The 26,878-nt window shown below is 76.0% G+C and carries 27 protein-coding genes; 12 read left to right on the top strand and 15 right to left on the bottom strand.

Translation table 11 applies throughout. The annotated features are described in order from the left end of the window. The first annotated feature begins 70 nt into the window (after positions 1 to 70). Positions 71 to 2,518: a SpoIIE family protein phosphatase gene (locus H7K62_RS04550; RefSeq protein ID WP_186716758.1), complete on the top strand. Its 2,448-nt coding sequence runs from the start codon at positions 71 to 73 to the stop codon at positions 2,516 to 2,518. A 178-nt stretch (positions 2,519 to 2,696) separates the two neighbouring features. Beyond that, positions 2,697 to 4,934, top strand: a complete 2,238-nt coding sequence (locus H7K62_RS04545; protein ID WP_186716757.1) for a hypothetical protein — start codon at positions 2,697 to 2,699, stop codon at positions 4,932 to 4,934. On the opposite strand, the gene zapE is transcribed toward H7K62_RS04545, so the two are convergent. The 4 genes from zapE to H7K62_RS04525 all read right to left on the bottom strand — a co-directional run bounded on the left by zapE (position 4,931) and on the right by H7K62_RS04525 (position 7,896). After that, positions 4,931 to 6,007: a cell division protein ZapE gene (zapE, locus tag H7K62_RS04540; RefSeq protein WP_186716756.1), complete on the bottom strand. Its 1,077-nt coding sequence runs from the start codon at positions 6,005 to 6,007 to the stop codon at positions 4,931 to 4,933. The genes H7K62_RS04545 and zapE overlap by 4 nt on opposite strands. A 23-nt stretch (positions 6,008 to 6,030) precedes the next feature. Beyond that, positions 6,031 to 6,951, bottom strand: coding sequence for an aminoglycoside phosphotransferase family protein (locus tag H7K62_RS04535; protein ID WP_186716755.1), 921 nt, complete (start codon positions 6,949 to 6,951; stop codon positions 6,031 to 6,033). Between the two features lie 71 nt (positions 6,952 to 7,022). After that, positions 7,023 to 7,319, bottom strand: a complete 297-nt coding sequence (locus H7K62_RS04530; RefSeq protein ID WP_186716754.1) for a DUF4287 domain-containing protein — start codon at positions 7,317 to 7,319, stop codon at positions 7,023 to 7,025. A 73-nt stretch (positions 7,320 to 7,392) separates the two neighbouring features. Then, entirely contained in the window at positions 7,393 to 7,896 is a 504-nt protein-coding gene (locus tag H7K62_RS04525; protein ID WP_255479634.1) for a nucleotidyltransferase domain-containing protein, read from the bottom strand. An 86-nt stretch (positions 7,897 to 7,982) separates the two neighbouring features. On the opposite strand from H7K62_RS04525, the gene H7K62_RS04520 reads away from it, so the two are divergent. The 5 genes from H7K62_RS04520 to H7K62_RS04500 all read left to right on the top strand — a co-directional run bounded on the left by H7K62_RS04520 (position 7,983) and on the right by H7K62_RS04500 (position 11,565). Continuing rightward, complete coding sequence (locus H7K62_RS04520; protein WP_186716752.1) at positions 7,983 to 8,483, top strand: AAA family ATPase; 501 nt, start codon at positions 7,983 to 7,985, stop codon at positions 8,481 to 8,483. Positions 8,484 to 8,610: 127 nt separating this feature from the next. Then, complete coding sequence (locus tag H7K62_RS04515; protein WP_186716751.1) at positions 8,611 to 9,399, top strand: hypothetical protein; 789 nt, start codon at positions 8,611 to 8,613, stop codon at positions 9,397 to 9,399. 92 nt (positions 9,400 to 9,491) lie between these two features. Then, positions 9,492 to 10,154, top strand: a complete 663-nt coding sequence (locus H7K62_RS04510; protein ID WP_186716750.1) for a GNAT family N-acetyltransferase — start codon at positions 9,492 to 9,494, stop codon at positions 10,152 to 10,154. 44 nt (positions 10,155 to 10,198) lie between these two features. Continuing rightward, positions 10,199 to 10,963, top strand: coding sequence for an SDR family oxidoreductase (locus tag H7K62_RS04505; protein WP_186716749.1), 765 nt, complete (start codon positions 10,199 to 10,201; stop codon positions 10,961 to 10,963). 80 nt (positions 10,964 to 11,043) lie between these two features. After that, positions 11,044 to 11,565, top strand: coding sequence for a hypothetical protein (locus tag H7K62_RS04500; RefSeq protein ID WP_186716748.1), 522 nt, complete (start codon positions 11,044 to 11,046; stop codon positions 11,563 to 11,565). Here the strand turns inward: H7K62_RS04500 and H7K62_RS04495 are convergent. From H7K62_RS04495 to H7K62_RS04480, 4 genes are all read right to left on the bottom strand, one after another. Further along, entirely contained in the window at positions 11,516 to 12,274 is a 759-nt protein-coding gene (locus H7K62_RS04495) for an MBL fold metallo-hydrolase (RefSeq protein ID WP_186716747.1), read from the bottom strand. The genes H7K62_RS04500 and H7K62_RS04495 overlap by 50 nt on opposite strands. Before the next feature lie 231 nt (positions 12,275 to 12,505). Next, complete coding sequence (locus H7K62_RS04490) at positions 12,506 to 12,895, bottom strand: hypothetical protein (protein ID WP_186716746.1); 390 nt, start codon at positions 12,893 to 12,895, stop codon at positions 12,506 to 12,508. 110 nt (positions 12,896 to 13,005) lie between these two features. Further along, positions 13,006 to 13,866 carry a DUF805 domain-containing protein gene (locus tag H7K62_RS04485; RefSeq protein ID WP_186716745.1) on the bottom strand — a complete coding sequence of 287 codons (861 nt, stop codon included), beginning with the start codon at positions 13,864 to 13,866 and terminating at the stop codon, positions 13,006 to 13,008. Beyond that, on the bottom strand, positions 13,812 to 14,351 hold the full coding sequence (locus H7K62_RS04480; protein WP_222437080.1) for a nucleotidyltransferase family protein: 540 nt from the start codon (positions 14,349 to 14,351) through the stop codon (positions 13,812 to 13,814). Before H7K62_RS04480 ends, H7K62_RS04485 begins: the two co-directional genes overlap by 55 nt. 198 nt (positions 14,352 to 14,549) lie before the next feature. Between H7K62_RS04480 and H7K62_RS04475 the strand changes: the two genes are divergently transcribed. Next, a complete protein-coding gene (locus H7K62_RS04475; protein WP_186716743.1) occupies positions 14,550 to 15,698 on the top strand; it encodes a hypothetical protein in 1,149 nt (382 codons plus the stop codon). A gap of 4 nt (positions 15,699 to 15,702) precedes the next feature. On the opposite strand, the gene H7K62_RS04470 is transcribed toward H7K62_RS04475, so the two are convergent. Further along, positions 15,703 to 17,310, bottom strand: a complete 1,608-nt coding sequence (locus tag H7K62_RS04470; protein WP_186716742.1) for an ATP-dependent DNA ligase — start codon at positions 17,308 to 17,310, stop codon at positions 15,703 to 15,705. Between the two features lie 142 nt (positions 17,311 to 17,452). Between H7K62_RS04470 and H7K62_RS04465 the strand changes: the two genes are divergently transcribed. Beyond that, positions 17,453 to 18,049, top strand: a complete 597-nt coding sequence (locus tag H7K62_RS04465) for a 3'-5' exonuclease family protein (RefSeq protein WP_186716741.1) — start codon at positions 17,453 to 17,455, stop codon at positions 18,047 to 18,049. A gap of 11 nt (positions 18,050 to 18,060) precedes the next feature. Here H7K62_RS04465 and H7K62_RS04460 read toward each other — a convergent pair whose 3' ends face one another. Genes H7K62_RS04460 through H7K62_RS04445 form a run of 4 tightly spaced genes read right to left on the bottom strand, consistent with a single transcriptional unit; the run spans position 18,061 to position 21,994 of the window. Continuing rightward, positions 18,061 to 18,426, bottom strand: a complete 366-nt coding sequence (locus tag H7K62_RS04460) for a hypothetical protein (RefSeq protein ID WP_186716740.1) — start codon at positions 18,424 to 18,426, stop codon at positions 18,061 to 18,063. Positions 18,427 to 18,483: 57 nt separating this feature from the next. Continuing rightward, positions 18,484 to 19,554, bottom strand: coding sequence for an LLM class flavin-dependent oxidoreductase (locus tag H7K62_RS04455; RefSeq protein WP_186716739.1), 1,071 nt, complete (start codon positions 19,552 to 19,554; stop codon positions 18,484 to 18,486). A 21-nt stretch (positions 19,555 to 19,575) separates the two neighbouring features. Further along, positions 19,576 to 21,072 (bottom strand): glycoside hydrolase family 28 protein, encoded by a 1,497-nt coding sequence (locus H7K62_RS04450; protein ID WP_222437079.1) that lies wholly within the window; start codon positions 21,070 to 21,072, stop codon positions 19,576 to 19,578. Between the two features lie 52 nt (positions 21,073 to 21,124). Then, positions 21,125 to 21,994, bottom strand: a complete 870-nt coding sequence (locus H7K62_RS04445; RefSeq protein WP_186716738.1) for a LysR family transcriptional regulator — start codon at positions 21,992 to 21,994, stop codon at positions 21,125 to 21,127. Positions 21,995 to 22,064: 70 nt separating this feature from the next. Here H7K62_RS04445 and H7K62_RS04440 point away from each other — a divergent pair, with 70 nt between their 5' ends. Continuing rightward, positions 22,065 to 23,081: a DMT family transporter gene (locus H7K62_RS04440; RefSeq protein WP_222437078.1), complete on the top strand. Its 1,017-nt coding sequence runs from the start codon at positions 22,065 to 22,067 to the stop codon at positions 23,079 to 23,081. 72 nt (positions 23,082 to 23,153) lie between these two features. Here the strand turns inward: H7K62_RS04440 and H7K62_RS04435 are convergent, their stop codons facing one another. Next, a complete protein-coding gene (locus tag H7K62_RS04435; RefSeq protein ID WP_222437077.1) occupies positions 23,154 to 24,416 on the bottom strand; it encodes a cysteine desulfurase-like protein in 1,263 nt (420 codons plus the stop codon). Then, on the bottom strand, positions 24,413 to 24,835 hold the full coding sequence (locus tag H7K62_RS23545) for a hypothetical protein (protein WP_222437076.1): 423 nt from the start codon (positions 24,833 to 24,835) through the stop codon (positions 24,413 to 24,415). The genes H7K62_RS04435 and H7K62_RS23545 overlap by 4 nt, the downstream gene beginning before the upstream one ends. Before the next feature lie 143 nt (positions 24,836 to 24,978). Here H7K62_RS23545 and H7K62_RS04430 point away from each other — a divergent pair, with 143 nt between their 5' ends. Both H7K62_RS04430 and H7K62_RS04425 read left to right on the top strand, forming a co-directional pair. Next, entirely contained in the window at positions 24,979 to 25,740 is a 762-nt protein-coding gene (locus H7K62_RS04430) for a response regulator transcription factor (protein WP_186717034.1), read from the top strand. Further along, positions 25,737 to 26,774 (top strand): sensor histidine kinase, encoded by a 1,038-nt coding sequence (locus H7K62_RS04425; RefSeq protein WP_186716736.1) that lies wholly within the window; start codon positions 25,737 to 25,739, stop codon positions 26,772 to 26,774. The genes H7K62_RS04430 and H7K62_RS04425 overlap by 4 nt, the downstream gene beginning before the upstream one ends. Positions 26,775 to 26,878 lie beyond the last annotated feature (104 nt).

Here is a 26,878-nt window from a genome sequence, read left to right as displayed (position 1 = left end):
GCCGACCGGCCCACCACCCGGGTGGGCGAGCGCTTCGACCTCGAGGCGGACGACCACCGAAGGCGAGATCGTGAACGGCTCCGACCCCGTGACTGCGGGCTCGTCCTCCGAGCGCCGGACCACCGTCGTCCAGGTCCGGCCCGACGCGTCGGCGGCCGTGCTCATGGTGGACCTTCCCTCGCGCACGGTGCTGTACGCCAACGAGGTGGCCGGGCAGATGGCCCCGGGCCTGGCGCTGCCGGTCACCGTGGACGAGTGGGCCAGCGCCGCCGACCTGCGCGACATCGACGGAGACCCCCTCGACGAGACGGCGCACCCGCTGTCGCGCATCGCGCGCTTCGAGCCGGTGGCCGGGCAGGGCGTGTCCGCCGCCCGCCGCACCGACCTCGGCGAGCGCCGCGAGCCGCTGTGGGTGGTGGCGCTGCCGCTGGACGACGCGCCCAACCTGGCGGGCCACGCCCTGGTGGTGTTCCTCCCGGTGGCCGAGCGCGCGCTGCTGCAGCAGCGCGCCGAGGTGGCCCACGCCACCGGCGGTGAGACGGGCCCGGACCTGCCCGGCTCGGTCCAGGCGGCCCAGGCGGCAGGTGCCCCGGGCGACGGCGTAGCGGTGCGCGAGGCGGCAGTGCTGGCCACGGGGCTGTCGTTCACGGTGGCTGACGCCCGCACCCCCGACATGCCGCTGGTCTGGGTGAACCCGGCCTTCACCGCGGTGACCGGGTACACCTTCGAGCAGACGGTGGGCACCAACTGCCGCTTCCTGCAGGGGCCCGCCACCGACCGCGCGGCCACCGGCCGGATCCGCGCGGCGCTGCGCGCCGGGGAGCCCATCACCGAGACGCTGCTGAACTTCCGCGCTGACGGCACCGCGTTCTGGAACCAGGTGGCGCTCAGCCCGGTGCACGACGCCGACGGGCTGCTCACGCACTACGTGGGCATCCAGACCGACGTGTCCGCGCGGGTGGCCGCGGACGCCGAGCGCGACCGCGCGCTCGCCGCCGCCAAGGAGGCCCGCGCCGAGGCGGAGACCGCCCGCGGGGAGGCCGAGGCGGCGCGGGCCGACGTCGAGGGCGCGCACGCCCGCCTGCAGCTGCTGGCGGAGGTGACGCGGCAGCTGTCGGAGGTGGTGGACCCGCAGCAGGCGCTGGAGCGCCTGGCCCACCTCGTGGTGCCCGCCCTCGCCGACTTCGCCGTCCTCGCCGTCGTCTCCGACGGCGTGCAGCTGCCGCTGCCCACCCGGGACAGCCAGCGGGCCGTGGCCGCGGGCTCCCGCGGGGGGCGCCTGGGCCTGCACGACGTCGCCTGGTGGCACCGCGACGAGACCCGGCTCGACGTGCTCGCCGAGCACGCGCGCACCCGGTTGACCTCCCTGACGCCGGAGGGCCGCCAGGCGCTGGCGTCGATGGTGGGGCCGGACGCTCAGGCCGTGCTGGCGCTGCCCGCTCCCGCCCTCGGCGCAGCGCCCCGCGCAGGCTCAGAGGACGACGACGAGGGGGCGCAGGCCCCCGACGTCGTCGCCATGATCAGCGCCCTGCTGGTGCCGGGACCGGCCCGCACCTCGCTGGAGCAGCTCGACCCGACGTCGATGGTGACGCTGCCCCTGCGCAGCCGCGGCCGCACCCTCGGCCTCATGACGCTGGCCACGGACGGCGCCACCGCGCCGCTGCAGGCCACCGAGCTGGCCCTGGGCGCCGACATCGCCGCCCGCGCCGGCCTCGCGCTGGACCGCGCCCGCCTGTTCCGCCAGCAGCGCGACCTCGCCGAAGGGCTCCAGCGCGCACTGCTGGACCTCTCCCCCACCGCCGCGCCGGAGCACGTGAAGGTGGCGGTGCGCTACGTCGCCGCCGCGGAGGCCGCCGCCGTGGGCGGGGACTTCTACGACGTCTTCACCCAGCCCGACGGGGCGGCCGTCGCTGTCATCGGTGACGTCATGGGACACGACACGCAGGCGGCGGCGTCGATGTCGCAGCTGCGCTCCATCGTGCGGACGCTGGGCATGGTGGGCACCGACGACCCGCGCCAGGTGCTGACCCGCGCCGACGAGGTGATGCGCGCCTCCGGCGTGGAGACCACCGCGACAGCGGCCGTGGTCCGGCTGGCCGTGCCCGGCAGCGACGACCCGGCGCTGGACGGGGTCGGCTCGGAGGTGCTGCCGGGGTCGGTGGAGCTGCAGTGGTCCAACGCCGGGCACCCGCCGCCGGTGGTGGTGGACGCCGACGGGCGGGTCTCGCTGCTGGAGGCGAGGACCACCGACCTGCTCATGGGCGTGGACCCGCGCACCAACCGGCGGCTGCACCGCACGCGGCTCGCGCCCGGCGCGATGATCCTGCTGTACACCGACGGGCTGGTGGAGCGGCGCGGGCAGGCGCTGTCCGAGGGCATCGCCCGGCTGCTGGTGGTGGTCGGCGAGGCGGTCGCGACCTGCGGTGACCTGGAGGAGCTGGTGGACGCCGTGCTCGCGCAGATGCTGCCTGCTGCCTCCTCCGACGACGTCGCGGTGCTCGCGGTCTGCCTCAGCTGACCGCCTCGCACGCGGGGCGGCTCCACCGAGCCCCAGGAGATACGGACCGTGCGCTCCGGCAGGGGAGCCCCTGGGTGCCCCGGTCGGGACGCAGAGAGGCGCCTGGGGTCGCTCAGGACCAGGTCAGGGGCTGTTTCTGACTTGCTCACCCGAACACCTGTACGGTAAGATCACCGCCATGAGCCAGGTGGACGGGCGCCCCGAGGAGACGCCCCCACCTGCCCACGTCGCCGGTGCTGCCGATGCCACCGACGCCACTGGGGTTCCACTGCCGCTGCCCAGGCGCCGCCGCCGGCGCCGCGTCGCCGGGGTGATGACCCGGCCACCGCTGCGCGGACCGCGCCCTGAACGCCACCGTCCCGCTCGCGACGCCGTGGAGGCCGCCGGGCGCCTGCCCGGCCCTGACGCGCTCAGCGAGGTGCAGCTGCGCTGCGCCTACGACCACCTCGATGCCGACCTGCGCCCCGTGCCTGGTCCCGACGATGCCACCGACGCCATCGTCTTCGCCTTCTGCTCCTGGCTGGCGGCTCAGGACGAGGCCGGTCGGGCGGTGGTCGCGGCGGTGCGCGCCGAGCGGGAGGACGTCGCCACCGCCGCGCGGGTGCTGACCCGGATGCGCACCAAGGAAGCCCTCATCGGCTCGATCCAGGCCGAGCGGATCGACGACCTCGCCGCGTTGGCGCCGCTGTACCGGCGCGCCCGCCGCGGTCCGGTCCCGTCTGAGCAGGATGGTGAGGGGGTGGGTGAGGGGGTGGGGGCCGCCTTCGCCGCCCAGGCGCAGGCGGTGGCTGCGGCGGGGTTGGACGACCTGGTCGCTGAGCTGGCTCCGGCGCTGGGGTGGACGGAGTACACCGCCGCCAGCCAGGTGCTGCTGGCCCAGACGGTGGTGGCGGTGATGCCGCACGCCTTGGAGCGCCTGGCTGCGGGGCAGCTGTCCATGGCGGGGCTGACCGCGACGGTGAACCGGCTGTCCGAGGTCGATGACGTGGTCGCGGGCACCATCGATGAGCACCTGTTCGGTGCGGACGCGGTCGGGATGGGGCTGACCCTGGCCAGCCTGCGGGAGGAGGTCGACCACCAGGTGCAGCTGCACGACCCGGAAGCGGCGACGCGGCGGGTGCGGGCCAAGACCTCCGCGCGGCGGGTGTGCTACACCGCGCTGGGCGACGGGCAGGCCAAGCTGAGCCTGATCGGGCCGGTCACCGCGGTGGCCGCGGTAGCACTGAAGGTGCGAGCGGCGGCCAGGGCGAACCTGGCCGCCGCCCGCGACGCCGCCCGCGAGGGGGTGCCCGCCCCCGGCGGTGGGGACCCCTACGCCGATGACGCCGACCAGCCTGATGAGCGGTCGGTGGCCGCGCACGCCTTCGACGCCGCGGTGACCGCGTTGGGGGCGGTGCGCCCGGAGGCGTTGGACGCTTCCAGCGCGGGGTGGGCCGTGGGCACGGGCATGGAGATCCGCATCAGCCTGCCCGCGCTGGTCGGCGTCGATGACGACCCCGGCTACGTCGAGGGGTACGGGTGGGTGCCGGCCTGGCTGGTGCGCACCGCACTGGGCTGGGGACGGTGCCGGTTGCGGCGGGTGCTGACCGACCCGTTCACCGGTGACCTCATCGCCGTGGACGGGCACACCTACCCCGCCTCCTGGCTCACCGACCCCGGCCCCGACACCCCCGACCCCGGCCCCGATCCCGGAGGCCCGCAAGCCCCGGGTGGCGACGGCGGACCACCACCACCGCCGCGACCACCGCAGCAGCCTCCGTCCGGTGGCAGGCGGGCGGGGTTCTTCCGGGGCCGACCGATCCAGCAGCTCCCGCCGCCACCAGCAGAACTCATCTCTGACACTGACTCCGACCTCGCCGCCGGCGACGTCGGTGACGTCGGTGGTGCTGTCGAGCCTGCCGATCCCTGCCAGGCGGGGACCTGCGAGCCGGTCGACCCCACCACCTGCCCCCTGGGAGCCATTGGCGGTGGGCCTCACGACCCGCCCGAGGCGCTGCGCCGCCATGTCAGCGCGCTGTGGGGCACCTCCACCGGTCCCGGGGACCTCCTGCCCGCCCACCAGGCGGACCTGGACCACGTCACCGCCTGGGGGCAGCTGCCCGGCCAGGGCGGTCCGACGTGCGCGTGCAACCTGGACCCCAAGTCCCGCCGCTGGCACCGGCGCAAGCACGCCGGTGATCCCCGCACCGCCGCCGACGTAGCGTGGAGCGCGCGCTGGCAGCACTGGCGGTGCACCGCTGGGCACGCCCACTGGCGCTCCCCCCTCGGCCTGGACCACGTCACCCGCCCCCGGCCGTACACCGACCCGATCCCGCGCTACCGCGCGTGGGCACCACCGTCGCGGGTGCCGTCGACCGGTCCGGTGCGCAGGCCGGTCGACCCCACCCGCGGCTTCCCCGTCGAGCCGCCGTTCTAGCTGGCGGCGATGGCCGGCAGCAGGCTGACGCGGCTGAGCATCCGGTCACGGTCGGTGATGGGCAGGTCGAGCACGCACCTCGGCTCCTCGGCGGCGAGCACCACGAGCCGCACGTCGCGGTCCCAGCAGACGTCGACGAGGTCCGCGAAGCGCCGCCAGGGATCCTGTCCGGCCGCGGCCGGAGCGGGGACCCCTGACAGGACCACGGTGCGGTAGCGGTCGGTCAGCTCCAGGAGGTCTCCCACCGACGTCGGCCGCTCGCAGAGCTCGGCGAAGTGCAGGTGCACCGCCGGCTCGGCGTCCCCGTCGTCGTCGTCGAGGGGGTCCGCTGCCAGCGCCCACAGCGGGCGACCGCCCACGAGCAGCTGGCGGCGCCGCGCCGGGACGGGCCGAGCCAGACCCTCGGCGGCCAGCTGCGCGGCCGTCCCCGGGGTCAGCCACGCTCCGGTGCACCAGCGGGGGCGGGCGCCGCCGTGCCCCGCGGCGCGGTGGTCGACCGGGCCGTCCACCGCGACCACGTGGCACGTCGCTTCGAGGGCCGCGACCAGCGGCAGCACGAGGTGGTGGTGCCGCGGGTCGGGCAGGAGACCCGCCGGGGCGTAGTTCGAGGTGGCGAGCAGCACCACCCCGCGCTCGGGCAGTGACCGCACCAGGCGCGAGAGGAGCATGGCGTCGCCGGGGTCGTGGGCGTGCAGCTCGTCGAGGACGAGCGCGCGGGCGTCGCCGAGGAGGTCGGTCAGGGCGCCGTCCAGGCCGGTGCCCGTGCCGGCCCTGGCGGCGACGGCCCGGTGCAGACGGCGGGCGGCCTCGTAGGCGTGCAGCCGCAGCACCGTGCCGTCGGGCAGGTGGACGGCGAGCTGGTCGGCGAGCACGTCGACGAGCCAGGTCTTGCCGCGCCCGACGGGACCGTGCAGGTAGGCGCCACGGGCGGGCGTGCGGCGCACCCGACGCCTCGCACCCTCGACGGGTGAGGCGTCGAGCAGCGAAGCGCCGACCGCGGCGAGCGCGTCAGCGGCCGGTCGCTGCTCGCTGTCGAGCGCGGAGCCGAGGTCGCGGGCTGCGCGGTCGAACACCTCGCGCAGCCCGGTGACCCCCATCAGGCGTCGGCCAGGACGCGGTCGACGATGAGGAGCTGGGCCTCCTCCTCGCCGGGACGCCGCTGCTCGCCAAGGCCGCGCAGCTCGGCGAGGACGATGAGCGCCTTCCACAGCGCCCACGCGCGACCCCGGGCCCAGGTGCCCTCGTCCAGGCCGGCCGCCTCGCGGAACACCGCCCGCGCGTCACCGTCGAAGCGGGTCCACGCGAGGACGAGGTCGCAGGCGGGGTCGCCGACGCCGCAGGTCCCGAAGTCGATGGCAGCCGCGAGCGCTGCTGCGTCGTCGTCGTCGTCGTCGACCAGCAGGTTCCCGGGGGCGACGTCGCCGTGGAACCAGACGGGCGGGTGCTGCCACACCGTGAGGAGCGCCCGCGCCCACACGCGCTCGCACGCGGCGGCGTCCACCACACCCGCCAGCTGCGCCAGCGCGAGCTGCACCTCGTGGCCGCAGGCGCTGGGGTGGCAGCCGCGGAAGAAGGAGTGCAGGCCGCCGGCCGGCCCGCCCGCGGTGGGGGCGGCGCGCAGCTCGCGCAGGAACGCGCCGACGTCAACGGCGAGCTGTTCGTCGTCGACGACGGCTGCGGTCGCATCGAGCGCCGTGCCCGGCAGCCAGCGGCGCACCGAGAAGGGCATGCCGAACGCCGGGCTCGGGCGGCCGGTGGCGACCACCTCGGGGACCCGCGTGCTCAGGTGGCGGCGCAGCAGCGGGAGGGCGGCGTCCTCCTTGGCGATGCCCGCGGCGTAGCGCTGGTGGGAGGGGAGCCTGACGGTGAGGTCGTCCCCGAGGCGGAAGGTGCGGTTGTCGTTGCCCTGCGCGGCGACGGCGACGACGGGCAGGTCCGCGAACTGCGGCAGCTGCTCGCGCAGGAGCCGACGGACCAGGGCCGCGTCGGCCTCCACGCGGGGGTCGTCGAGCGCCATGCGGGCACGCTAGGACCGGTGGCCGTCCGCGGACCACGCCATTTCGACGTCCTCCACCCCCGCTCTGGCGGTCAGCCGGCGGCTGGAGGGCGGTTGGCCACGCCGTCCAGGTGCAGCTCGGTGGAGGCGTCGCGGTGGTTGCCCGTGGTGCCGACGTGCTTGTCGCTGATGGTGGGGCCGTTCTTCAGCACGCCGTAGAAGGCCATGGCGTGGCCACGGCCGATGCCGAAGTCCTCCGCCAACCACGCGACCACCTCACCGGCCTTGGTGGCCGGGCCGTAGCCGCGCTCGGCGGCGAGGTCGAGCAGCTGGCGCGGCGTCTTGCCGCTCTCGGCCTCGACGGCGTCGAGGTAGGCCTGGTAGGACACGGTTCCTCCGCGGTGGGTCGGTCGTCGGCGTCTCGTCGCTGAGACCTGTCGAGGGGTCGGAACTCATCGGCCGTCAGGGCAGGGGTCCGTAACCCTCGGGCAGCGGCAGGCCGAACCGCTCGGCCAGGGCGCGCACGTCGGCGCGGTCCTCCGGCTGCGGCTCGTAGCCGACGTGCGCGCGCAGCTGTGACTCGGCGCTGACGCAGAGCACCTCCTCGCCGTCCAGCCGGCCAACCACGGGGGGTCCGTAGTGGAAGGGCGGGTCGGGCGGCGGCAGCTGCTGGTCGCCGCCGCCGTCGTCGGTGGGGGTGACGGGGTGCAGGTCCACCTCCCGCCCGTCGGGGTGGCGCAGCGCGAGCGCGGTGGGCAGCCACTGCCTCAGGACAGCGAAGCCGCCGTCCTCGAGCAGCTGCCGCACGCGGGAGACGTCGGCAGCGGGGAGGACGACGTCGAGGTCAGCGTGCGGCCGGGTCTGCTCCCCCAGCAGGGCGTCCACGCCCCATCCGCCGTCCACCCACACGGCGTCGCTGGCGCGCTGGAGGAGGCGCAGGAGGTCGAGCGCGGTGGGTGCGGCCATCACGGGGGCGATCCTCGGGCCCGCCGACGCCGCGCGCCATGGAATTCGGCGTGACCCGGTCCCGCGCGCTCCCTACCGTGCGGACCGTGGGCCGCCACAACCACCTCGTCGACGGCGTCTCCTGCAGCGGCAAGACGACGGTCGGTGAGGAGCTGCAGCGACGCGGCCACCACGTGGTGCACGGCGACCGCGAGCTCGCCTACCGGGGCGACCCGGTGACGGGTGCGCCTGTCGCCGACGGCGGGCACGAGCACCACCTGTGGGACGTGGCGAAGGTCCGGGCCCTGCTCGCGGACACCACCCACGAGGTGACGTACTTCTGCGGCGGGGCGCGCAACCACGCGGAGTTCACGGCCGCGTGGGACGGGGTCCTCGTGCTCACCGTCGACCGCGCGACGCTCCTGCGGCGGCTCGACGCGCGCCCGGCCGACGAGTTTGGGGCCGCCCCCGAGGAGCGCGCCCTGGTGGAGGAGCTCCACCGCACCGGGCGGGACCTGCCCGAGGGGACCCCGGTCGACGCCACGAGGCCGGTGGCGCAGGTGGTGGACGAGATCGAGCGGCTCACGGGGACCGGAAAGCCTTGCTGACGCGCCAGCGCACGGCTTCGACCATCCCGTTCACAGTGCGGCGGCTTCCACCCCGGCCGCTGCGCTGGTTCCCTCAGCACGTGATCACGCCGCGCTCCACCCTCGCCCCCGCTCGGCAGAGCGCCGCATGACCAGGGCCTGGTGGACCGGGGCGGCCCTGCTCGCGCTCGGCCTGTCGTGGCAGATCACCGACCGGGTGCTGCGCACGCTGTACCCGCTCAGCTGGGGCGGCCCCAACATCGGCGGGTTCTTCATCTACGTCGCTGCCCAGGTCGTGGCCGGCGCGGGGCTCCTCACCGTGGTGGCCAGCGGGGCGCTGCTGGCGGCGCACCGCGTCCGTCTGGGCAGAGGCGCTCTGCTCGTGCCGGTCGTCGCAGCCGCCGTCCTGGTGGTCGCGCTGCAGGTGGTCAACAGGGTGCTCCCCGGTGACACCGGCCCCGACGGCGGACTGGCGGGCGTCAACGGCCAGGTAGGGCTCGCCGCCGACGCTGCGGGCGATCCCGTACTGGTGCTGGAGGTGTGTCGCGGCGCGGTGGACACCATCAGCGTGGTCGGCCCCAACACCGGAGGCACGAACGCGTTCATCGCGGCCCTGCAGGCTCCGGCACCGGTCACCGCGCCGACGACGGTGCCGCTGCTGGCACCACCGTCAGGCTGGACCGGAGCTCCCGCGTCGCTGCCCCTGGACTCCGTCGAGTTCGTCATCGTCTCCGCGTCCGGGCGGCAGAGCGAGCTGCGCCAGGTGGACTTCGGCGCGGCGGAACTGGCCTCGGTGGTGGCAGCCGGACCTGATGCGGTGCTCTACTCCGCGTACGACCCCGAGGGCGACAGGGGCTCCACTCCGGTACTGACCACCCGCGCCGGGTTCCACGAGCTGGCGTGCGCCGGCTTCCCCGACGCCTCCCCGACCCCGTGACGCGGGGAGATCGCCCGCTCGGACGCCGCGCCGCGGCCCAGCAGTGAGCAGGCAGTCTGCGGCCCTGACGAGGAACAGCGGGAGGATGCCCCATGCCCATCGCCGAGCTCTGGCCCACCTTCGGCATTCGGGTGAGCGCCTCCGACGTGCAGCTCAGGAGCCCCGACGAGGACCAGCTCGCGCAGCTCGCCGCCCTGGCCAGCACCACCATCTACGACCCTCAGAACCGGTTCCTGCCACGCTCGCCCGTGGCGGGCTGGAGCGGAGGTGAGCCCACCGAGGCCGGCCGCGCCTTCCTGCGCTACTACTGGGCCTCGCTCGCCGACTGGTCACCTCGTCGGTGGAACCTGCTGCTGGCCGTCGAGGTGGGTGGACGGTGCATCGGCGTCCAGGAGATCGGCGCGCAGGACTTCGCCGTCACGCGCACCGTCTCGACGGGGTCCTGGATCACGCCTGAGCACCAGAGGCGCGGGTACGGACGGACCATGCGCGCAGCGGTGCTCCACCTCGCCTTCGCCCTCGGTGCCCTGCGCGCTGAGTCATCGGCGTGGTCGGACAACGCGCCGTCTCTCGCCATCTCTCGAGCTCTGGGCTACCGGGAGAACGGGACCACGGTGCGCAGCGGGGACGGCAGGCGGCACCTGCAGCTCAACTTCACGCTGGAACGAGCGGACTGGACGCCCGATCCGACGACCAGCGTCCACGGTCTGACGGACGCTGCCCTCTCCCACCTCGGCGCCCCACGGGATCGCTGAGCGCCCGCTGACGGACCCACCGTGACGTGGCGCAAGATCGCCCCATGTCGCATGAGGAGCCCGTCGGACGAGCGGTCACGGTCATCACCGGCGCCGGACGCGGCATCGGAGCCGCGACCGCCGGGCTGCTGGCCCGGCAAGGGCACGACCTGGTCCTGGGCCACCTCACCGACCGTGCCTCCGTCGAGTCCGTCGCCGCTGCGGCGCGAGCCGCGGGCGCCGCGGTGGTCGTCGTCGCCGGTGACGTGCGCGACCCCGCCGTCGCGGACCGCCTCTTCGACGCGGCGAGCGACCTGGGTCCGGTCACCGGACTGGTCAACAACGCGGGCGTGACCGCCCACATCGGCGACCTCGCCGACACCCCTGTCGACGTCATCTCCCAGGTGGTGGAGACCAACCTCCTCGGCGCCATCTGGTGCGCCCGCCGCGCCGCACAGGTGATGTCCACCGCGCGGGGTGGGTCCGGCGGCGCCATCGTCAACATCTCCTCCGCAGCGGCGACGCTCGGCTCTGCGCACGAGTACGTCCACTACGCCGCGGCCAAAGCGGGCCTGGAGGCCTTGACCACCGGACTCTCCAAGGAGCTGGCCGCGGAGGGCGTGAGGGTGAACGCCGTCGCCCCCGGCGTCGTCGCCACCGACATCCACGCGGCCGCCGGTGACCCCGGACGGCTGGAGCGCGTGCTGCCGCGCATCCCCGTCGGACGCGTGGGACGGCCGGAGGAGGTGGCCTCCGCCGTCGCTTGGGTGCTGGGGCCCGACGCGGCCTACGTCACCGGAGCGGTCCTGCGCGTCGCAGGGGGCCTGTGACCAGGTCCACGGAGCTCGAACCGGCACGCCGTGGTCGAGGATGCCATCGGTCCAGAACCTGCCACCCCCACACTGATCACGTGGCTGCCCCTGGCGTCTGGTCCACGGCGTGGTTCAGCGCAGCCGTGCGCCTCCTCGCCGTCGGAGTGCTGACCGGAGCTCTCACGGCGTCGGTCCTGGTGCTGCTGGTCACCGCGCTGGAAGGCGGCACGCTGTTCGACGGCGGCGGCTTCCTGCTCGTGGCTGCCCTGGTGGGCGCTGCCTGCGGGGTGCCCACGGCAGTCCTGTGCGCCGCCACGGGCCTGGTCGTCGCGGCTCGGGCGCCGCGGCGCAGGGGCCTCGTGCTGGGGCTGCTCTTCGCATGGCCTGCCGCCGTGACGGTGCTGGCGCTGACGTTCGTCCTCAGCGACACCGACGACGGCCCAGGGGTCGCTGCGCTCCTCCAGGTGGTGCTGCTCGGGCTGGTCGCCGCGTGCGTCACCACCACGCGGAGGTGGGTCGTGGAGCCGCTGCACGGGGACGCGGATCGAGCGGCCGGACTGCGGACCACCGTCAGGCGAAGGGGTCGCCGGCCTGCGCCACCGCCCGGGCGGCTCCGGTGAGCACCGGCTCGCCGTGCCCGAAGCAGGCCACCTCGACGTCGAGCGCACCCAGGCGCCGCAGGTCCGACCGGACCTGCGCACGGTCCAGCCCGAAGGGACCGAGGACGACGACGCCGTCGTGCTCGGCCGCGGTGTCCCCGGTCAGCACCGCCCGCAGCCGCGGCAGGTGCAGCGCGATGCTGCCGGGCGTGTGCCCGGGCAGCGCGAGGACCCTGGCTCCTCCGGCGAGGTCCAGCACGTCACCGTCCTCCACCTCCCGGTCCACCCGGCACGGCTCGGGCCGAGGGACCGGCCCGGCGCCGGCAGCGGCGGTCACGGCCGCGAACAGCTGCTGCTCCGCCGCAGTCAGCACCGGGACCGGTCCGGTCGTGAGACCGCGGACCACGTCGGCGTCGGCCCGGCCGGCGACCACCTCGGCACCGCTCCACTCGGCGACCTCGGCGGCTGCACCGGTGTGGTCGTCGTGAAAGTGGGTCAGCACCACGCGCTGGAGCGCGGTGTCGGTGACGTCGAGCTCCGCCAGCGTCTGGAGCAGGCGGGGGAAGGTGCCGACCGGACCGGTGTCGATGAGGGTGGCCCCGCCCTCCGCGGGAGTCCGGGGCCACCACAGGTAGGCGTTGCTGTGCCCGCACCGCAGGTGGTGCAGGCCGGGCAGGAGCTCCCAGTGGTCCCAGCCCGGACGCTCCGGACGGGTGGCTGGTGCGGTCATGGTCGAACGCTAGGAGGCCAGGCGGCGTCCGGGAGCACGTGTTCGCTGTGGCACGACGATCTGCTCGAGACCTCCAGATCCGACGTCGACGCCGAGGGGTTCTGGCAGTCCGAGGAACCTGCGCTCGAGGTGGTCGTCGAACCGACCGACGACGACGTGGTGGCCGTCCCCGGAGGCATGGCTTGGCTCACCTGGTGACAGCCGGACCGATCGCCGTCCGGGGCCGAGCGCCTAGTCCGGGTAGACGCGCATCACGAGGTCCTCGGCGGCAGCACGCCGGGCCAGGCCCAGGAGCTGCTCGAGCATGAGCGCCTCATCGCTGCCGGACTCGGCGGCGACGAGGGCCCGCCCCACCTCGACGGCGATCGCCGAGACCTCGTCCGACGGGATCACCCAGCAGCGCCCGAACGGCGCCCAGCGCGAGAGCAGCGGTTGCCCGTGGCGGTTGGGGTCCCCCAGGAAGTGCGACAACGCCTCCTCGTCGTCGAGGCGGTCCACGACCCGTGACGGCGCCTGGTTGCGTCGGCGGATCTCCGTGCGGGTCTCGCGTCGGCGGCGCTTCACGGAGCGGTGACGCGGGCTGGGGAGCTCGTCCACGCAGAGGACCACCGCCACGCCCACCGCCGCCACCTCCACCCCTTCGCGTCACGTCAGCGGGTGCGATCGTCACAGGAGAGCAACGCCTCCGGCCAACCATTTCGCAGCACGACCAGCGAGCACTGCCTTCGGCCTCAGGTCGCCGGCGGGGCCGCTGGAGCAGTGGCCCGCGGGTCCGCCCCCGCCCGGCCGAACAGCGGAGCACCTCGCAGGCCCACGACCCCTCCGAGGAGGAGCAGGGATCCCAGGGCCGAGAGCAGGCTCCACGAGGACGACGGCTCACGGCCTCCCCACAGCGACTCCACGACCTCGCCCCCGCCCCACAGGAGGGCTCCCGCCAGCGTCACCGTGCTCCACAGCACCCCGAGCCGAGCCGGCCCGGTGGTCGTCCACGGGCGCGGCTGCCCCTCGGTGCGGGGCAGGCGGAGGGACGTCCCGGGTCCGTGGCCCCACGGGTTGGGACCGACCTGCGAGGGGCGCGTGAGCCACCAGAGCACCCACGGGATGCCGACGACGGTCAGCACCAGCAGCCACCACCACGCCGACCGCCCGGTGTCGTGCAGACGGCGCGCGGTGACGGCGAAGCCCGGGAGGAGCACCACTGCCGCGATCACTGACCGGACGACGTCGACGACCTGGGCGGCCCCGTGAGCCAGTGGGAACGACGCCAGGTGGAGGACGGTGTCGAGCAGGAGGATGACGAGCCAGGGCCACCACAGCTCCGAGCGGCTGGCACGCCCTCCGAAGGTGCCGTACCGCGCGAGCTGCCGGCGCAGCGACTCCCACGGCCCGAAGCGGGGCTGCGGCCCTCGGCGCAGCACGACCACCGCCACCATCACCCCGATCGCAGCGGGGGCGACGTCGAGCAGCACCGACCAGAGCACGGTGGTGATCTTGGCACCGTCGACGCGCCGCCGAGCGCGGGCGAGACCCGTGCGGGTCAGGCCGGGTCCGGCCAGGGGTCCACGCGCAGCGACGGCCACTCGGCCTGCCACCGGCGCTCCTTGGCCTCGTAGACCGCGCGGGGCGCCATGACGGGGATCGGTCGCACACGGCGCGCGAAGAGGTCGCCGTACCCGTGCGGGGCGTACACCTCCAGACCTCCGCCGGCGAGCGTCGTGACGGCGAAGCAGCAGGTGGTCGAGGCGAAGTGGTCCACGGCGTCAGTGGCGCTGGTGAACGCCTCCGCCGGCACGCCGAAGCGCTCCTCGTACCAGAGGTGCACCCGGGCCTCGTTGCGGACCTCGACGACGGCGTCCAGGTCTGCGAACAGGCGAGCGGCCGCCTGGATCACGCGGTCCTCGGCGGCGTAGCTCACGTCGTCGTCGTCGTAGAAGAGGTCGTCGTCACGGATGCCTGCGGCCGGGTCTCGGCCGTCGAGCCCGTTCCACACCGTCTGGAACAGGGCGCCCGCGGTGAGCCACCAGTCCGGCAGCCCCAGCGCGGGAGCTCGCTCGAGGAACCGGGCGCGGTCGTCCACACCGGGGATCCTGGCCACCGCCACCGACGTCCCGCAGCACCTGCGGCGCGGCACCCAACCCGGCGAGTCGCGCCCGACACACCGGCGGCGCGGCGCGGGCGACGCCCGGTCGGCGTGTCTGCCCCGGTTCCCGGCGGCCGCCGACCTACCGTCACCAACCACACAGACCCTTCGTCCGTGGACGACCAGGAGGCACCAGTGGCACGCGAGCGGGCGATCGACCTGACGGCCCTCGTCGAGGAGGCGCGCCCCGCCCCGGGCCGCGTGCCCACTCCGCGCTTCCCATCCTGGGCGGACCTCGGGCTGGAGGGCACGCCCACCGCGGCCGCCGCCGAGACCCTGGCCGCACCGGCGCCCCGCCGCCGCGACCTGCGCCCCTCCGCGACCTCGGCCCCGGCTCCCGCCCCGGCGCCCACCGTCGCGCAGACCCGCTGGGTCGCGCCGCAGGCACCCGACGCGCACGGGTTCGACGAGGACGACCAGCTCGACCACCGGCCGCACGCCCACCGGTACGGCTACGTCGAGGAGCAGGTCCCCGCGCGCTCCTGGGACGACGACGACCACGCCCAGCACACCGCCTACGGCAGCTACGGCAGCTACGACTCCTACGGCAGCGCCGACGCCTACGACAGCTACCAGCAGCTGCCCGCCGCCGCACCCCGCAGCACCCGCCGCCCGGCACCCCACGACGCGCGGTACGCGATGCCCCCCGACGCGCGGTACGCGATGCCCCACGAGCTGCCGCACCCCGCGGACGGTGAGCTGCAGCTGCTGCACGACGACGAGCCGGCCCCCCGCCGCCAGCGCCCCCCGGTGCTGACGTGGCTGCTGGTGGCGGCGGCCCTCGTGCTCACCGGCATGGTCGGGTACCTGCTCGGCGCCAGCGGCCACGCCTCGGAGCTGACGGCGGCGCGCAACGCCGCGACCACCGCGCAGCAGGCGCAGCAGGCGCAGCAGGCGCAGCAGGCGGCGGAGCAGCAGCTCGCCACCGCGCAGCAGGCCCAGACCGCCACGCAGGGCGCCACGACCGCCGTCAAGGACGCCCAGGCGAGCACAGACCAGACCAAGAAGGCGGCCACCAGCGCCGCGGCGAGCGCCACCGCCAAGGCCACCGCCAAGGCGAGCGCCGCCCCCTCGGCCAGCGCGGAGCCGGCCACGGCCGACGCCGCGGGCGTCAGCGGCGGGTCGGCGGCCGCCCCCGCCGCCTCCAAGGCCCCGTCCAAGGCGCCCGCCTCCGGCTCCGGAGCGGAGCAGGGCAGCGGCACGTCGGGCACGTCGGGCACCTCGGGCGAGTCCGGCTCGGTCGGCACCGACCCGGCCGCCCCCGCCGCCACCCCGGCCGGCTGACCGGCTAGAGCAGGGCGCGCACAGCGTCGAGGTCGTCGGCGTCCGCCGCGGTCTTGTCGGGGCGGTAGCGCAGCACCCGCGCGAAGCGCAGCGCCACACCCCCCGGGTAGCGGCTGCTGCGCTGCGCGCCGTCCAGGGCCACCTCCACCACCAGCTCCGGGCGCAGCACCACGCCCCAGCGGGGCTCGGCCACCGCGTGCTGCCCGAAGGTGGCGGTCTGCCACGCCAGCAGCTCGTCGGTCATGCCCTTGAAGGTCTTGCCGACCATCACCGGTGGCCCGCCGTCGGGGTCCCGCGCGCCGAGGTGGATGTTGGACAGGCTCCCGGTGCGCCGGCCGGACCCCCACTCCGCGGCCAGCACCACGAGGTCGAGGGTGTGCACCGGCTTGACCTTCTGCCACGCCCTCCCCCGCCGGCCCGCGGCGTACGACGAGGCGAGCTCCTTGACCACCACGCCCTCGTGCCCCGCCGCGAGCGCGGCCGCCAGCGCGGCCTGCGCGGCGCCGGGGTCCGGCCGGCGCGCGCCGGGCATCCGCAGCGGCGCGTGCTCGGGCGCGGCGAGCAGGCCGTCCAGCGCCGCGAGCCTCGCCTCCAGGGGCTCGTCGAGCAGGTCGCACCCGTCCAGGTGCAGCAGGTCGAAGAAGAACGGGCTGAGCAGCACGCGCGACGCGTCGTCGTCGTCGTCGTCAAGGGTCCCGGGGGCGCTGCCGAACCGGCTCATCGTGTCCTGGAAGCGGCGCGGCCGGCCGTCGTCGTCCAGGGCCAGGGTCTCCCCGTCGAGCACGGCGGACCGGCACGGCAGGGCGAGCGCGGCGGCGGCGATCTCCGGGACCCCGTCGGTGATCTCCCGCAGCGTGCGGGTCCACACCCGCACCCGCCGCGACGGGTCGGGGGCGGTGCGGTCGAGGTGCACCTGGATGCGGGCTCCGTCCAGCTTGGGCTCGACGACGACGTCGGCGCCCAGGTCCGCCAGCGCGTCCGCGACGCTGCCGCCGGGGCTGGCGAGCATGGGGTGCACGGGCCTGCCGACCTCCAGCCCCACCGCTGACAGCGCCGCCACCGCCGCCTCGGGGCTGCCCCCCGCCAGCGCCGCCCCCGCGGTGGCGGGCAGGCTGCCGGTCAGCATGGCCGCCCGGCGGACCAGGGCGGCCGGTGCGCCGGAGGCGGCCACCACCGCGTCGAGCACCACGCCCTCCAGCGCCCCCTGGCGCAGCTCTCCCGTGAGCAGGCGCACGAGGAAGGCGCCCTCGTCGTCGTCGGCGGCGGCGAACAGCTGGTCGAGCAGCGCCTCGCGCCGCGCGGCGGATCCGGGGCCGGAGGTGGTGGCCAGGCGGTCGAGGGCCTCGTCGACAGCGAGCACGTGCAGCCCCGGTGCCGACCGCTCCTGCTCCGCGGCGGCAGCCTCCCGGGCGGCCTGCCGGCGGCCGGCGAGGGTGCGCCAGCCGACCCCGAGCTTGCGCTGGCGCGGCTCCCCCGCCAGCCAGCTGGTCACCACGGGCACCTCCGCGGGGGCGGCGGCGCGCAGGACCTGCGCCACGCGCGCGGCCTTGGCGGAGCGGGAGCGGGTGGCGGCGACGTCCGCGGACGCGGCGACCACCTCGGCGAGCAGCACGCGCTGATGCTCGCAGCCGGCTGCGCCGGGCGGGGTAGCGGACTGCGGCGAACGGATGGCGGCGGGTGTCACCCGCTCAACCACCGGTGACCTCTCCCCGATCCAGCCAGCGACCTTGTCCGCACCGAGAGGACGACCCCTGATGAGCAGCACCGCCGAGTCCCTGCGCACCGCCGTCGTCCCGCGGCAGCGGCGCGACCTGACGGGCTTCGACTTCGTCGCCGTCGACGTCGAGACGTGGAACGGCCGCACCGGCTCCGTCTGCGCCGTCGGCCTGGCCGTGGTGCGCGGCGGCGTGGTGGTCGACGAGTACGAGGCGCTGTGCCACCCGGCCGCCGAGCTCGGCGAGGCCGACTACCGCCGCATGTCCGCCAACCGCCTGCAGCTGGGCGACATCTACCACGCGCAGCCGTTCGCCGAGCTGTTCGAGACCGTCAGCGCCTTCGTCGGCGACCTCCCGGTGGTGGCGCACCACGCTGCCGCGGACGCCGCCCACCTGGCGCAGGCGTGCGAGGTCGCGGGCGTGGACGCCCCGGCGTGGGAGTGGCACTGCACCGAGGCGATCGCCCGCAAGGCCCTGGACCTCACCAGCTGGGCGCTGCCCGACGTCTCCACCGCGCTGGCGCTGCCGCGCTTCCCGCTGCACCAGTCAGGTGCCGAGGCCCGCGCCACGGCCGCGGTGCTGCTCGGGCTGGCGGAGCGCACCGGCGCCGTGCGCCTGGCGCACCTGCCCCGCTGACCACCCCACGATCACCGCAGAGGCGGGGTGGGACCTCGCATCGTGTCGAGCAGCACCCCGCTGACCAGCGGCATCAGCGCCTCCGGGCTGCCGTCGTCGGGGACGCCGTCCCACGCGACCGGCTCGCCGCGCTCGGCGCCCACCGGGTACAGGCTGACGCCCCAGCTGCGGTGCTCCTCGCGCCGCGGCGCCAGGCAGCCGTCGACCTCGGTGATGACCAGCGCCTGCCCGTCGTCGAGGACCACCTCGATGGCGCGCAGCTCGTCGCCATCGTGCGTCAGCGAGGCGTCCAGGCCGGCCCTGTCGAGCAGCGCGAGCACGTCGCCGTACTCCGCCCGTCCGTCACCGGGGGGCGTCGTCGCCCCGTCGCGAGTCACGGGCAGAACTCTGCCGCACACGACCCATCTCGGCGAGCGCGCGGTCCGTGGCCCGCGTCACGCCGGGGACGTCGACGGGGCCCAGCCGAGCGCGGGTCCGAGCGCGCCCGCGAGGTCGGTGAGGATCTGCTCGTAGTCGGCGGCCTCGAACGTGAACGGCAGCGCGAACACCGCCTCGTCGACGGCGCGGAAGCCGGCGTGCTCCCACAGCCGCTCGGCGATCTGCGCGGAACTGCCCACGAGGTCGCGGGCGAACAGCAGCCGCGCGGGGCCCTGCGGCCTGGCGGTGCGGGCGTCGCGGGAGGCGGCGTAGTCGCGGTAGCGCTCCACCTGGGCGGGGGTGGCGGAGTCGGTGGGGATGACCACCAGCCCCTGCGAGACCCGCCCCGCTCCTGCGCGCTCGCCCCAGCCGGCGCGGTAGGCAGCGACGTGCTCGGCCTGGACCGCGCCGAAGTCCCACGCGTGGTCCTCCTCGGGCGAGGAGCCCGGGCGCTGGCCGACGCCGTCCTCGGCCCTCACCACCGACGAGAGCAGCAGGTTGAGCCCCTGCTCCCCCGCCCAGCGCGCTGAGCCGGTGCTGCCCACGCCGCACCACGTGCGGGCCGCCAGGCCCGGCGAGTGCGGCTGCACCCGGTCGGAGAACACCTCGATCCCCTGCGTGCCCCGCGTGCCGGCGGGCTCGCCGCGCAGCAGCGCGAGCAGGCGCTCGCCGCGGCGGTGCGTGAAGTCCTCGACCTCGGCGGTGTCGGGGTAGAGCGCCCCGCGGACGTCGTCGAAGCGCATCGGGGTGCCGGTGGAGAAGCCGGGGTTGAGGCGGCCGCCGGACAGCACGTCGACCGTGGCCCAGTCCTCCGCGACGCGCAGCGGGTTCTCCCAGCCGAGCGGGGTCACCGCCGTCCCCAGCTCGATGCGGGTGGTCCGCTGCGTGGCGGCGGCGAGCACCGCGACCGGCGAGGAGATGCCGGGCTGCAGGTGGCGGTGGCGCAGCCACGCGGAGTCGAACCCGAGGCGCTCGCCCAGCTCGACGACCCGCAGCACCTCCTCGTGCCCGGGGCCTGGGTCGTCCTCGGCGAAGGTCCCGATGGTGAGGAAGCCGAGCCGGCGCAGCGGCTCACCCTGGTGCGGCACACCCGTCACGCTAGCCGCGGCTCACAGCGCCGGGTAGGCGGGGAACGTGCACGCGGGTGCTGCTCCCGAGGACGACGACGACGGCGCGACGGCCGCGCCGGCCGCGCCGGGCAGGGGCGCACCGCCGAACGTCGTGCCGGAGGCGGTGACGTGCGCGTGCGCGACCACCACGTGCGGTGCGTCCACGGAGACGCCGGTGAGGGTGAGCCCGAGCGGGTGGTCGTCGTCGTAGCCGGCCAGGGTGGAGGTCGCCCCGGCCGGGGAGCCCACCGCCGTGAGCCCGTCCACGGCGATGCCGGTGAACCACGGCACGTGCGCTCCGCTCTCGCTCGGGCCGCTGGGGTCGCCGTAGCGCGGGTCGACGTCGATCGGTGCCTTCACCGCCGCCACGCAGACGTCGCGGTAGACGACGTCGTCGACCACCCCGCCGGCCTTCGGGTCGCTCTTGATGCGGATGCCGGCGCTGTCGGCGCTGGGGGTGCCGCTCGGGTCGGTGCCGCTGACGGTGTCGTCGGCGACGAGCACGTGGCTGATCCCCGCCGTCGTCTCCGAGCCGAGGGAGATGCCGTGCGTGCCGTAGAAGTGGTCGTCGCTGACGGTGATGTGCGACGACGGCGCGGAGCCGCCCTTGACGGCGACGCCGTCGTCGCCGTCGGCGATCCAGCTGTCCGTGATCGTGACGTCGGTGGCGCCCGCGGGGTCGATGCCGTCGGTGTTGCGGGCGGTGGCGGGCTCGTCGATGCGCACGCCCCACGCGGTGAACCCGTCACCGCCCTCGTCGGAGACGTTGAACCCGGGTGAGTCGACCAGGTCGACGTCGTGGAGGACGACGTCGTCGGCGTCCTCCGACTCCACGAGGCGCGGCACCTGCTGCTGCTCGCCGCTGCCCTTCGCAGCGGCGGCGAGCTGCCACCAGCTGGTGGTGGTCCCGAGCACGGGCAGGTCACCGCGGCCGTCGACCCGGCCCTGGGTCCCGTCGGCGGCCCGGGTCGACGCGAGCCCGTCGTCCCCGCCCCTGAGGGTGATGAACGGCCGGCACCCGCTGCTGCCGCCGCCGCGAGCGACGGTGCCGCAGGTCGGCTGGCCGGGGGCCTGGTAGTCGGCGGCGTCGCGGGAGGCGTCGAGGGTGGTGCCGGGGTCGAGCAGCAGCACCTCCCCGCGGCGCACGGTGAGCGGGCCGGACAGGAAGCTCGACGAGCTCGCGCCCGCGGTGAGGCGGACGGCGACGACACCGTCACCCCGCTGCGCGCACCGGTCGAGGGCCTGCTGGAGCCGGCCCGTGTCGGGCGGGGCGGCCTCGTCGGCGGGGCTGGCCTCGCGGCCGGTCATGGCCACCTGCGCCGTGACGGTGGCGCAGGTGGTGGCCGGTGCTGTGGGCTCGACCACGTGGCGGCGGTCCCCGGGCACGCCGTCGCCCGTCGTCGTGCTCGACCCGGTGCCCGTGCACCCCGCCAGCACGAGCAGGACGACGACGGCAGCCGCTGCCAGGCCCGGGGCGCGCACGGCGTCGACGATCACCGCGTCCGCTGCGACGGCGCTGTGACGCGGCTGGGCCCGCGCTGGCTCCGCCTCACCGCAGGGCGGCGAGGAGCGGCTCGACCAGCGGGTGCGCGCTGTCGGGGGGTCCCGTCAGCACCAGGCGGCGGCGCAGCTCGGGCAGAAGGGGCAGCAGCCGCACCCCGTCGGGCACCAGCGGCGCCGCCAGCTCGGGCACCACGGCCACGCCGTCGCCGCGGGCGACCATCGACAGCAGCGACGGCAGGCCCGCCACCTCGGCCACCGGCCGGAACGGCAGCCCCTCGGCGCGGTGCAGGGCGCGCAGCTGCACCTGGCAGCCGCCACCGCTGGAGAGCAGCCGGTCGGCCGCCAGCTCGTGCAGGTGCGCCACCGGCCCGGCGGCGAGGGGGTGCGCGGCCGGCACCGCGGCCAGCAGCAGGTCCCCGGGCAGCTCGACGGCGCCCGGGCCGAGGTCGCGCGGGGAGGGGTCGACGAGGACGGCGACGTCGGCCAGGCCCGCGTCGAGCCAGTCGGGCATCTCCGGGTCGTCGCCCTCGACCACGTCGACGGTGACCGCCGGCAGCGCCTCGGCGGCGCGCCGCAGCAGGTCGGGGACCAGCCCGGCCCGGACCGAGGGGACGACGGCGAGGCGCAGCGCCCCGTGCGGCGCACCGCGGTGCTGGGCGGCCGCGGCGTCCAGCCGGGCGAGGGCTGCCAGCGCCGTGCGCGCGTGCGGCAGCAGCGCCCCGCCCAGCGGGGTCAGCGCCAGGGGCCGCCCGGCGGCGGGCCGGTGGAGCACCGCTCCCCCGACCTCGGCCTCCAGCGCCTTCACGGTGCCGGAGACCGCGGGCTGGGACACCCGCAGCGCCTCGGCCGCGGCCGAGAAGGAGCCGAGGTGCTCCACGGCGTCGAGGGCGCGCAGCTGGGCGAGGGTCACCGCCATCAGACGACCTTATGGGATCGCGGCGCGGCTTCTTCGACGGGCGGCCCTGCACTGCGCAGACTCGACGTCCGTGAGCACCACCCCCTCCCCCACCCGACCGCGCGCGAGCGCGGTGGCCGCCTACGCCGCCCTGGCCCTCACGTGGGGCAGCAGCTTCCTGCTCATCAAGGTGGCGCTCGGTGGCTCGGGTTCGGGTCCGGGTCCGGGGTCGGGCTCGGGCTCGGGCTCGGGCTTCACCGTGGGCGGCGTGGCCGTCGGGCGGATCGTGCTGGGGGCGGCGGCGCTCGTCGTCCTCATGGCCCTCTCCCGGACCCGGTGGCCGCGGGAGCGGTGGCTGTGGGCGCACCTGGCGGTGGTGGGGGTGCTGCTGTGCCTGGCGCCGTTCCTGCTGTTCTCCTGGGCGGGTGAGCACCTGCCGTCGGGGCTGTCGGCGATCCTCAACGCGACCACCCCGATCTGGACCGCGCTGGCGGTGACCGCCGCCTCGCGGACCGCCGGCCGCGGTGAGCGGTTGACGCGCGGGCAGGTGGCGGGGGTGGCGCTGGGGGTGGTCGGCGTCGCCGTCGTCCTGGGGCTGTGGCGGGTGGTGGCCGACGCGTCCTTCGCGGCGTCGGTGCCCGCGCAGCTCGCCTGCCTCGGGGCCACGGCCTGCTACGGCACGGGGTTCGCGTGGATGCGGCGCTTCGTCACCGGGCGGCACGGGCACGGGCCGCTGGCGGTCGCCGCGGGGCAGGTGGGGTCGGCGGCGGTGCTCGGGCTGCTGCTCTCCCCGGTGCTGGTGCCGCGGCTGATCTCCGGCGGCGTCGGCGCCCCGGGCGCCGCACCGGTGCTGGCGCTGGTCGCGCTCGGGGTTCTCGGCACCGGGCTGGCGTACGTGTGGAGCACGTTCGTGCTGGTGGAGTGGGGGTCGCTGGCGGCCTCGAGCGTCACGTACCTGACGCCGCTGGTGGGCGTGCTGGCGGGGGTGGCGGTGCTGGGCGAGCGGGTCACCTGGAACGAGCCGGTCGGCGCGCTCGTGGTGGTGGTCAGCGTGCTGCTGGTCCAGCAGCGCTGGCCCCGCCGCTCCCCCGCTGCCCCCCTGCCGTGATCATGGACTTCCGAAGCAGTTTCCGCAGTGGAAAGTGCTTCCGAAGTCCATGATCACGGTGGGGTGGGGGGGTCAGAGGGCGGAGCGGAGGGCGTCGAGGAGGCGGGTGACGTCGTCGTCGGAGGTGTAGGGCGCGGTCCCCACGCGGATGCCGGGACCGTCGAGGGCGGCCGCCCGCTGCAGCGCGCGGTACGGCTCCTCGGCGTAGAACCACCCGGCCGGCGCGAGCACCCGGTGCTCCGCGAGCGCCGCGGACACGGCGGCGGCGTCGCGGCCGGGGGTGGAGAAGTACAGCGTGGGCGTGCGGTCGGCGGCGCGGGAGTGCACGACCACGGCGCCGCGCTCGGCGAGCTCTGCCAGCCCCTCCTCGAGGCGGTGGCGCAGGCGGTCCTCGTGGGCCTCGGCGGCGGCGAAGGAGGCGGCGAGCCGCTCGCGCCGGCTCCCCTGCGCCGACGACGACGCGGAGACGAGCCCGGCGAGCACGTCGACGGCCGCGGTCACCCCGGCGAGCTGCTCGTACGGCAGGGTGCCCAGCTCGAAGCGCTCCGGGACGGCATCGGTGGACGGGACCAGCTTGTCCGGGTGCAGGGTCTCCAGCAGCGCCGGGTCGGCGGCGAGCACGCCGCAGTGCGGGCCGAGGAACTTGTACGGCGAGCACACCCAGACGTCCGCGCCGCTGGTCCGCAGGGACGGCAGCTCGTGGGCGGTGGCGTGCACGCCGTCCACCCACAGCAGCGCGCCGACGGCGTGGGCGGCGTCGGCGATGCGCCGCAGCGGCGGGCGGGTGCCGAGGAGGTTGGACGCGCCGGTGACCGAGACCAGGCGGGTGCGGTCGCTGAGCAGCTCGCCCAGCTGGTCCACGCGCAGCTCGCCCGTCGCGGCGTCGAGGTCGATCCAGCGCACCACCGCGCCCGCGCGCTCGGCGGCCTGCGCCCAGGGGCGGACGTTCGCGTCGTGGTCGAGGCGGGACAGCACCACCTCGTCACCGGGCTGCCACGTGCGGGCCATCGCCCGGGACAGGTCGTAGGTGAGCGCGGTGGCGCTGCGGCCGTGGACGACGCCGCGGGGGTCGGCGTCCAGCAGGTCCGCGACCGCGGCGCGGAAGTCCACCACGGCGCGCTCGGCGAGCTGCTGCGACGGGGACGCGGCCCCGCGGTTGGACAGCGGGCCGGTCAGCGCTGCCGCCATCGCCTCGCCAACCTCGCGCGGGGTCTGCGTGCCGCCGGGGGCGTCGAACAGCGCCCACCCGCCACCGGGACCGGCCGGGTCGAGGGAGGGGAACCGGGAGCGCAGGGCGTCGACGTCGTAGCTGGCGGACGAGGTGGGGGCGGTCACCCCCGCATCCTCGCGGAGCGCGAGGACCACGCGACCGCCGCGGTGGCGACGACCAGGAGACCGAACGGCAGGAGGACCAGCCCGCCGCGCGGCGACAGGAGCGAGCCCGCCAGGCAGCAGACCAGCACCGCACCGGACCACACCGACACCGCGACCACCCTCCAGCGCTCCAGCTGGACCGCTCGCCCCCGCCGCAGCAGCAGACCGGTGACCAGGGCTGCGACGAGGAGCAGACCACCCGGCGGCAAGCCGCTCAGCCCGTAGGAGGTCACCAGCGGGACCATCGGCTGCTCCCCCGTCGCGCCCCGGTGCACCGTGACGAGGGGGAGGGCGACGCAGGCGACGACGGCGAGCAGCGCCCACCCGACGGTGACGACGACGAGCACGCGCGGTGCGTCGAGGCGGGGATGCTGCTCCACCTCGTCGATCATCCTCGGGGCGGGAAGGGTGGTGCGCACGACGCCCATGATCACGGAGGGGGGTCTCCACAGGACCTCCACACGTCCGGCACAGGACGTCCGCCACCGGGGGCGCCGGCCTCCCTAGCCTTCGGGGCGTGGTCATGACGCAGCAGACCCCGCCGGGCGCACGCCGCGCGCAGGTGGTGGTGGTCGAGGACGAGCCCGCCATCGCCGGCGCCGTCGCCGCGCGCCTGCGCGCGGACGGCCACGACGTGACCCTCGCCGGTGACGGTCCCTCCGGGGTCGCGCTGTGCCGGAGCGTGCGCCCCGACCTGGTGGTGCTGGACCTCATGCTCCCCGGCTTCGACGGCTACGAGGTGTGCCGGCGCATCCAGTCCGGGCCCGACCCGCTGCACGCCGCGGTGCTCATGCTCACCGCCCGCGACGACGAGGCCGACCTCGTGCTCGGCCTGCGCCTGGGCGCCGACGACTACCTCACCAAGCCGTTCAGCCCCCGCGAGCTGTCGGCGCGCGCGGCCGCGCTGCTGCGCCGGGCCGCCCGCACCACCGCCCCCGCCCCGGTCCCCGACCCGGCTCCGGTCGCGCTGCGCCTGGGGGACGTCACCGTGGACGTGGAGTCCCGCCTGGTCCACCGCGGCGGTGGGGCCGTGCACCTGACGCCCACCGAGTTCGACCTGCTGGTGCGCCTGGCCGAGCGCCCCGGCGCCGTCATCTCCCGCGAGCAGCTGCTCACCGACGTCTGGGGCTGGCGCGACCTCGCCGTCAGCCGGGCCGAGTCGACGACCACCACGCGCACCGTCGACAGCCACGTCGCGGCCCTGCGCCGCAAGCTCGGCGACGACGTGGTCCGCACCGTCCACGGCGTCGGCTACGCCGGCGCGCTCCCGGTCACCCCGGCATGACGAGCCCACTGGCGGCGCCCCTGGCGTGGATGACCTCCATCAAGGCCAAGCTCGGGGTGGTGGTGCTCGGGTCGGTGGTGGCGGGCCTGGCCGGCGGGGCGTTCCTGCTGCTGCAGGGGTTCCGCATGCGCTACTCCCTCGTCATCGCCGTGGTCATCGCCGTGGTGGTGATCCAGCTGCTGGCGCGCGGCGTCACCGCCCCGCTGCGGGAGATGGCCGCGGCCGCCGGACGCATGGCGCGCGGCGAGCACGGCGTGAGGGTCACCGCCGCCGGGCGCGACGAGGTCGGCCAGCTGGCGGCGGCCTTCAACTCCATGGCCGCCGAGCTGGAGCGCACCGACGCCCAGCGCCGGCGCCTCGTGGCCGACGCCAGCCACGAGCTGCGCACCCCGCTCACCGCGCTGCAGGCGCAGCTGGAGAACCTCGCCGACGGCGTCACCGAGCCCGACCCGGCGGCCCTCGAGGTGGCCCTCGCCCAGACCCAGCGCCTGTCCCGCCTCGTGGCGCAGCTGCTGGACCTGTCGCGCCTCGAGGCCGGCGAGGTGCCCCTGCACCGCCGCCGCGTGCTGGTCCGCGACCTGCTCGAGACCGCCGCCGCGGAGGCGCGGGCGCAGTGCTCGGCGCTGGGCCGCGACGTCGCCGTCGTCGTCAGCGCCCCCGAGGTGGAGCTGGACGCCGACCCCGAGCGCCTGGCGCAGGTGCTCGCCAACCTCCTCGACAACGCCACCCGCCACTCCCCCGCGGGATCGGCCGTCCGCGTCACCGGGCGGAGCTCCCCCGCCGGGGTCGTGCTGGAGGTGCTCGACGCCGGCCCCGGCGTGGACGCAGCCGACCGCGAGCGCGTCTTCGACAGGTTCGCCCGCACCGACACCTCCCGCGCCCGCTCGGCGGGGCAGACCGGCGGCAGCGGGCTGGGGCTGGCGATCGTGCGGTGGGTGGTGGACCTGCACGGCGGGACCGTGCGCATCGCCGACCCGCTCCCCGACCTGCAGCCCGGTGGCGGCTGCCGCGTGGTCGTCACCCTGCCCGCCTGAGCCACCCGCGCCCCCCGGGTGCGCTGGTGTCCGCTGGGTGGGCGTGTGCCCGGGTCAGGGGCCCGGCCCCGGGCAGCAGAGCACCCACTGGGCACCACGCCACC

Source organism: Quadrisphaera sp. RL12-1S, from assembly GCF_014270065.1.
In the GTDB taxonomy this organism is placed as follows: Bacteria; Actinomycetota; Actinomycetes; order Actinomycetales; family Quadrisphaeraceae; genus Quadrisphaera.
This window is presented reverse-complemented; position numbering and strand designations above follow the sequence as displayed.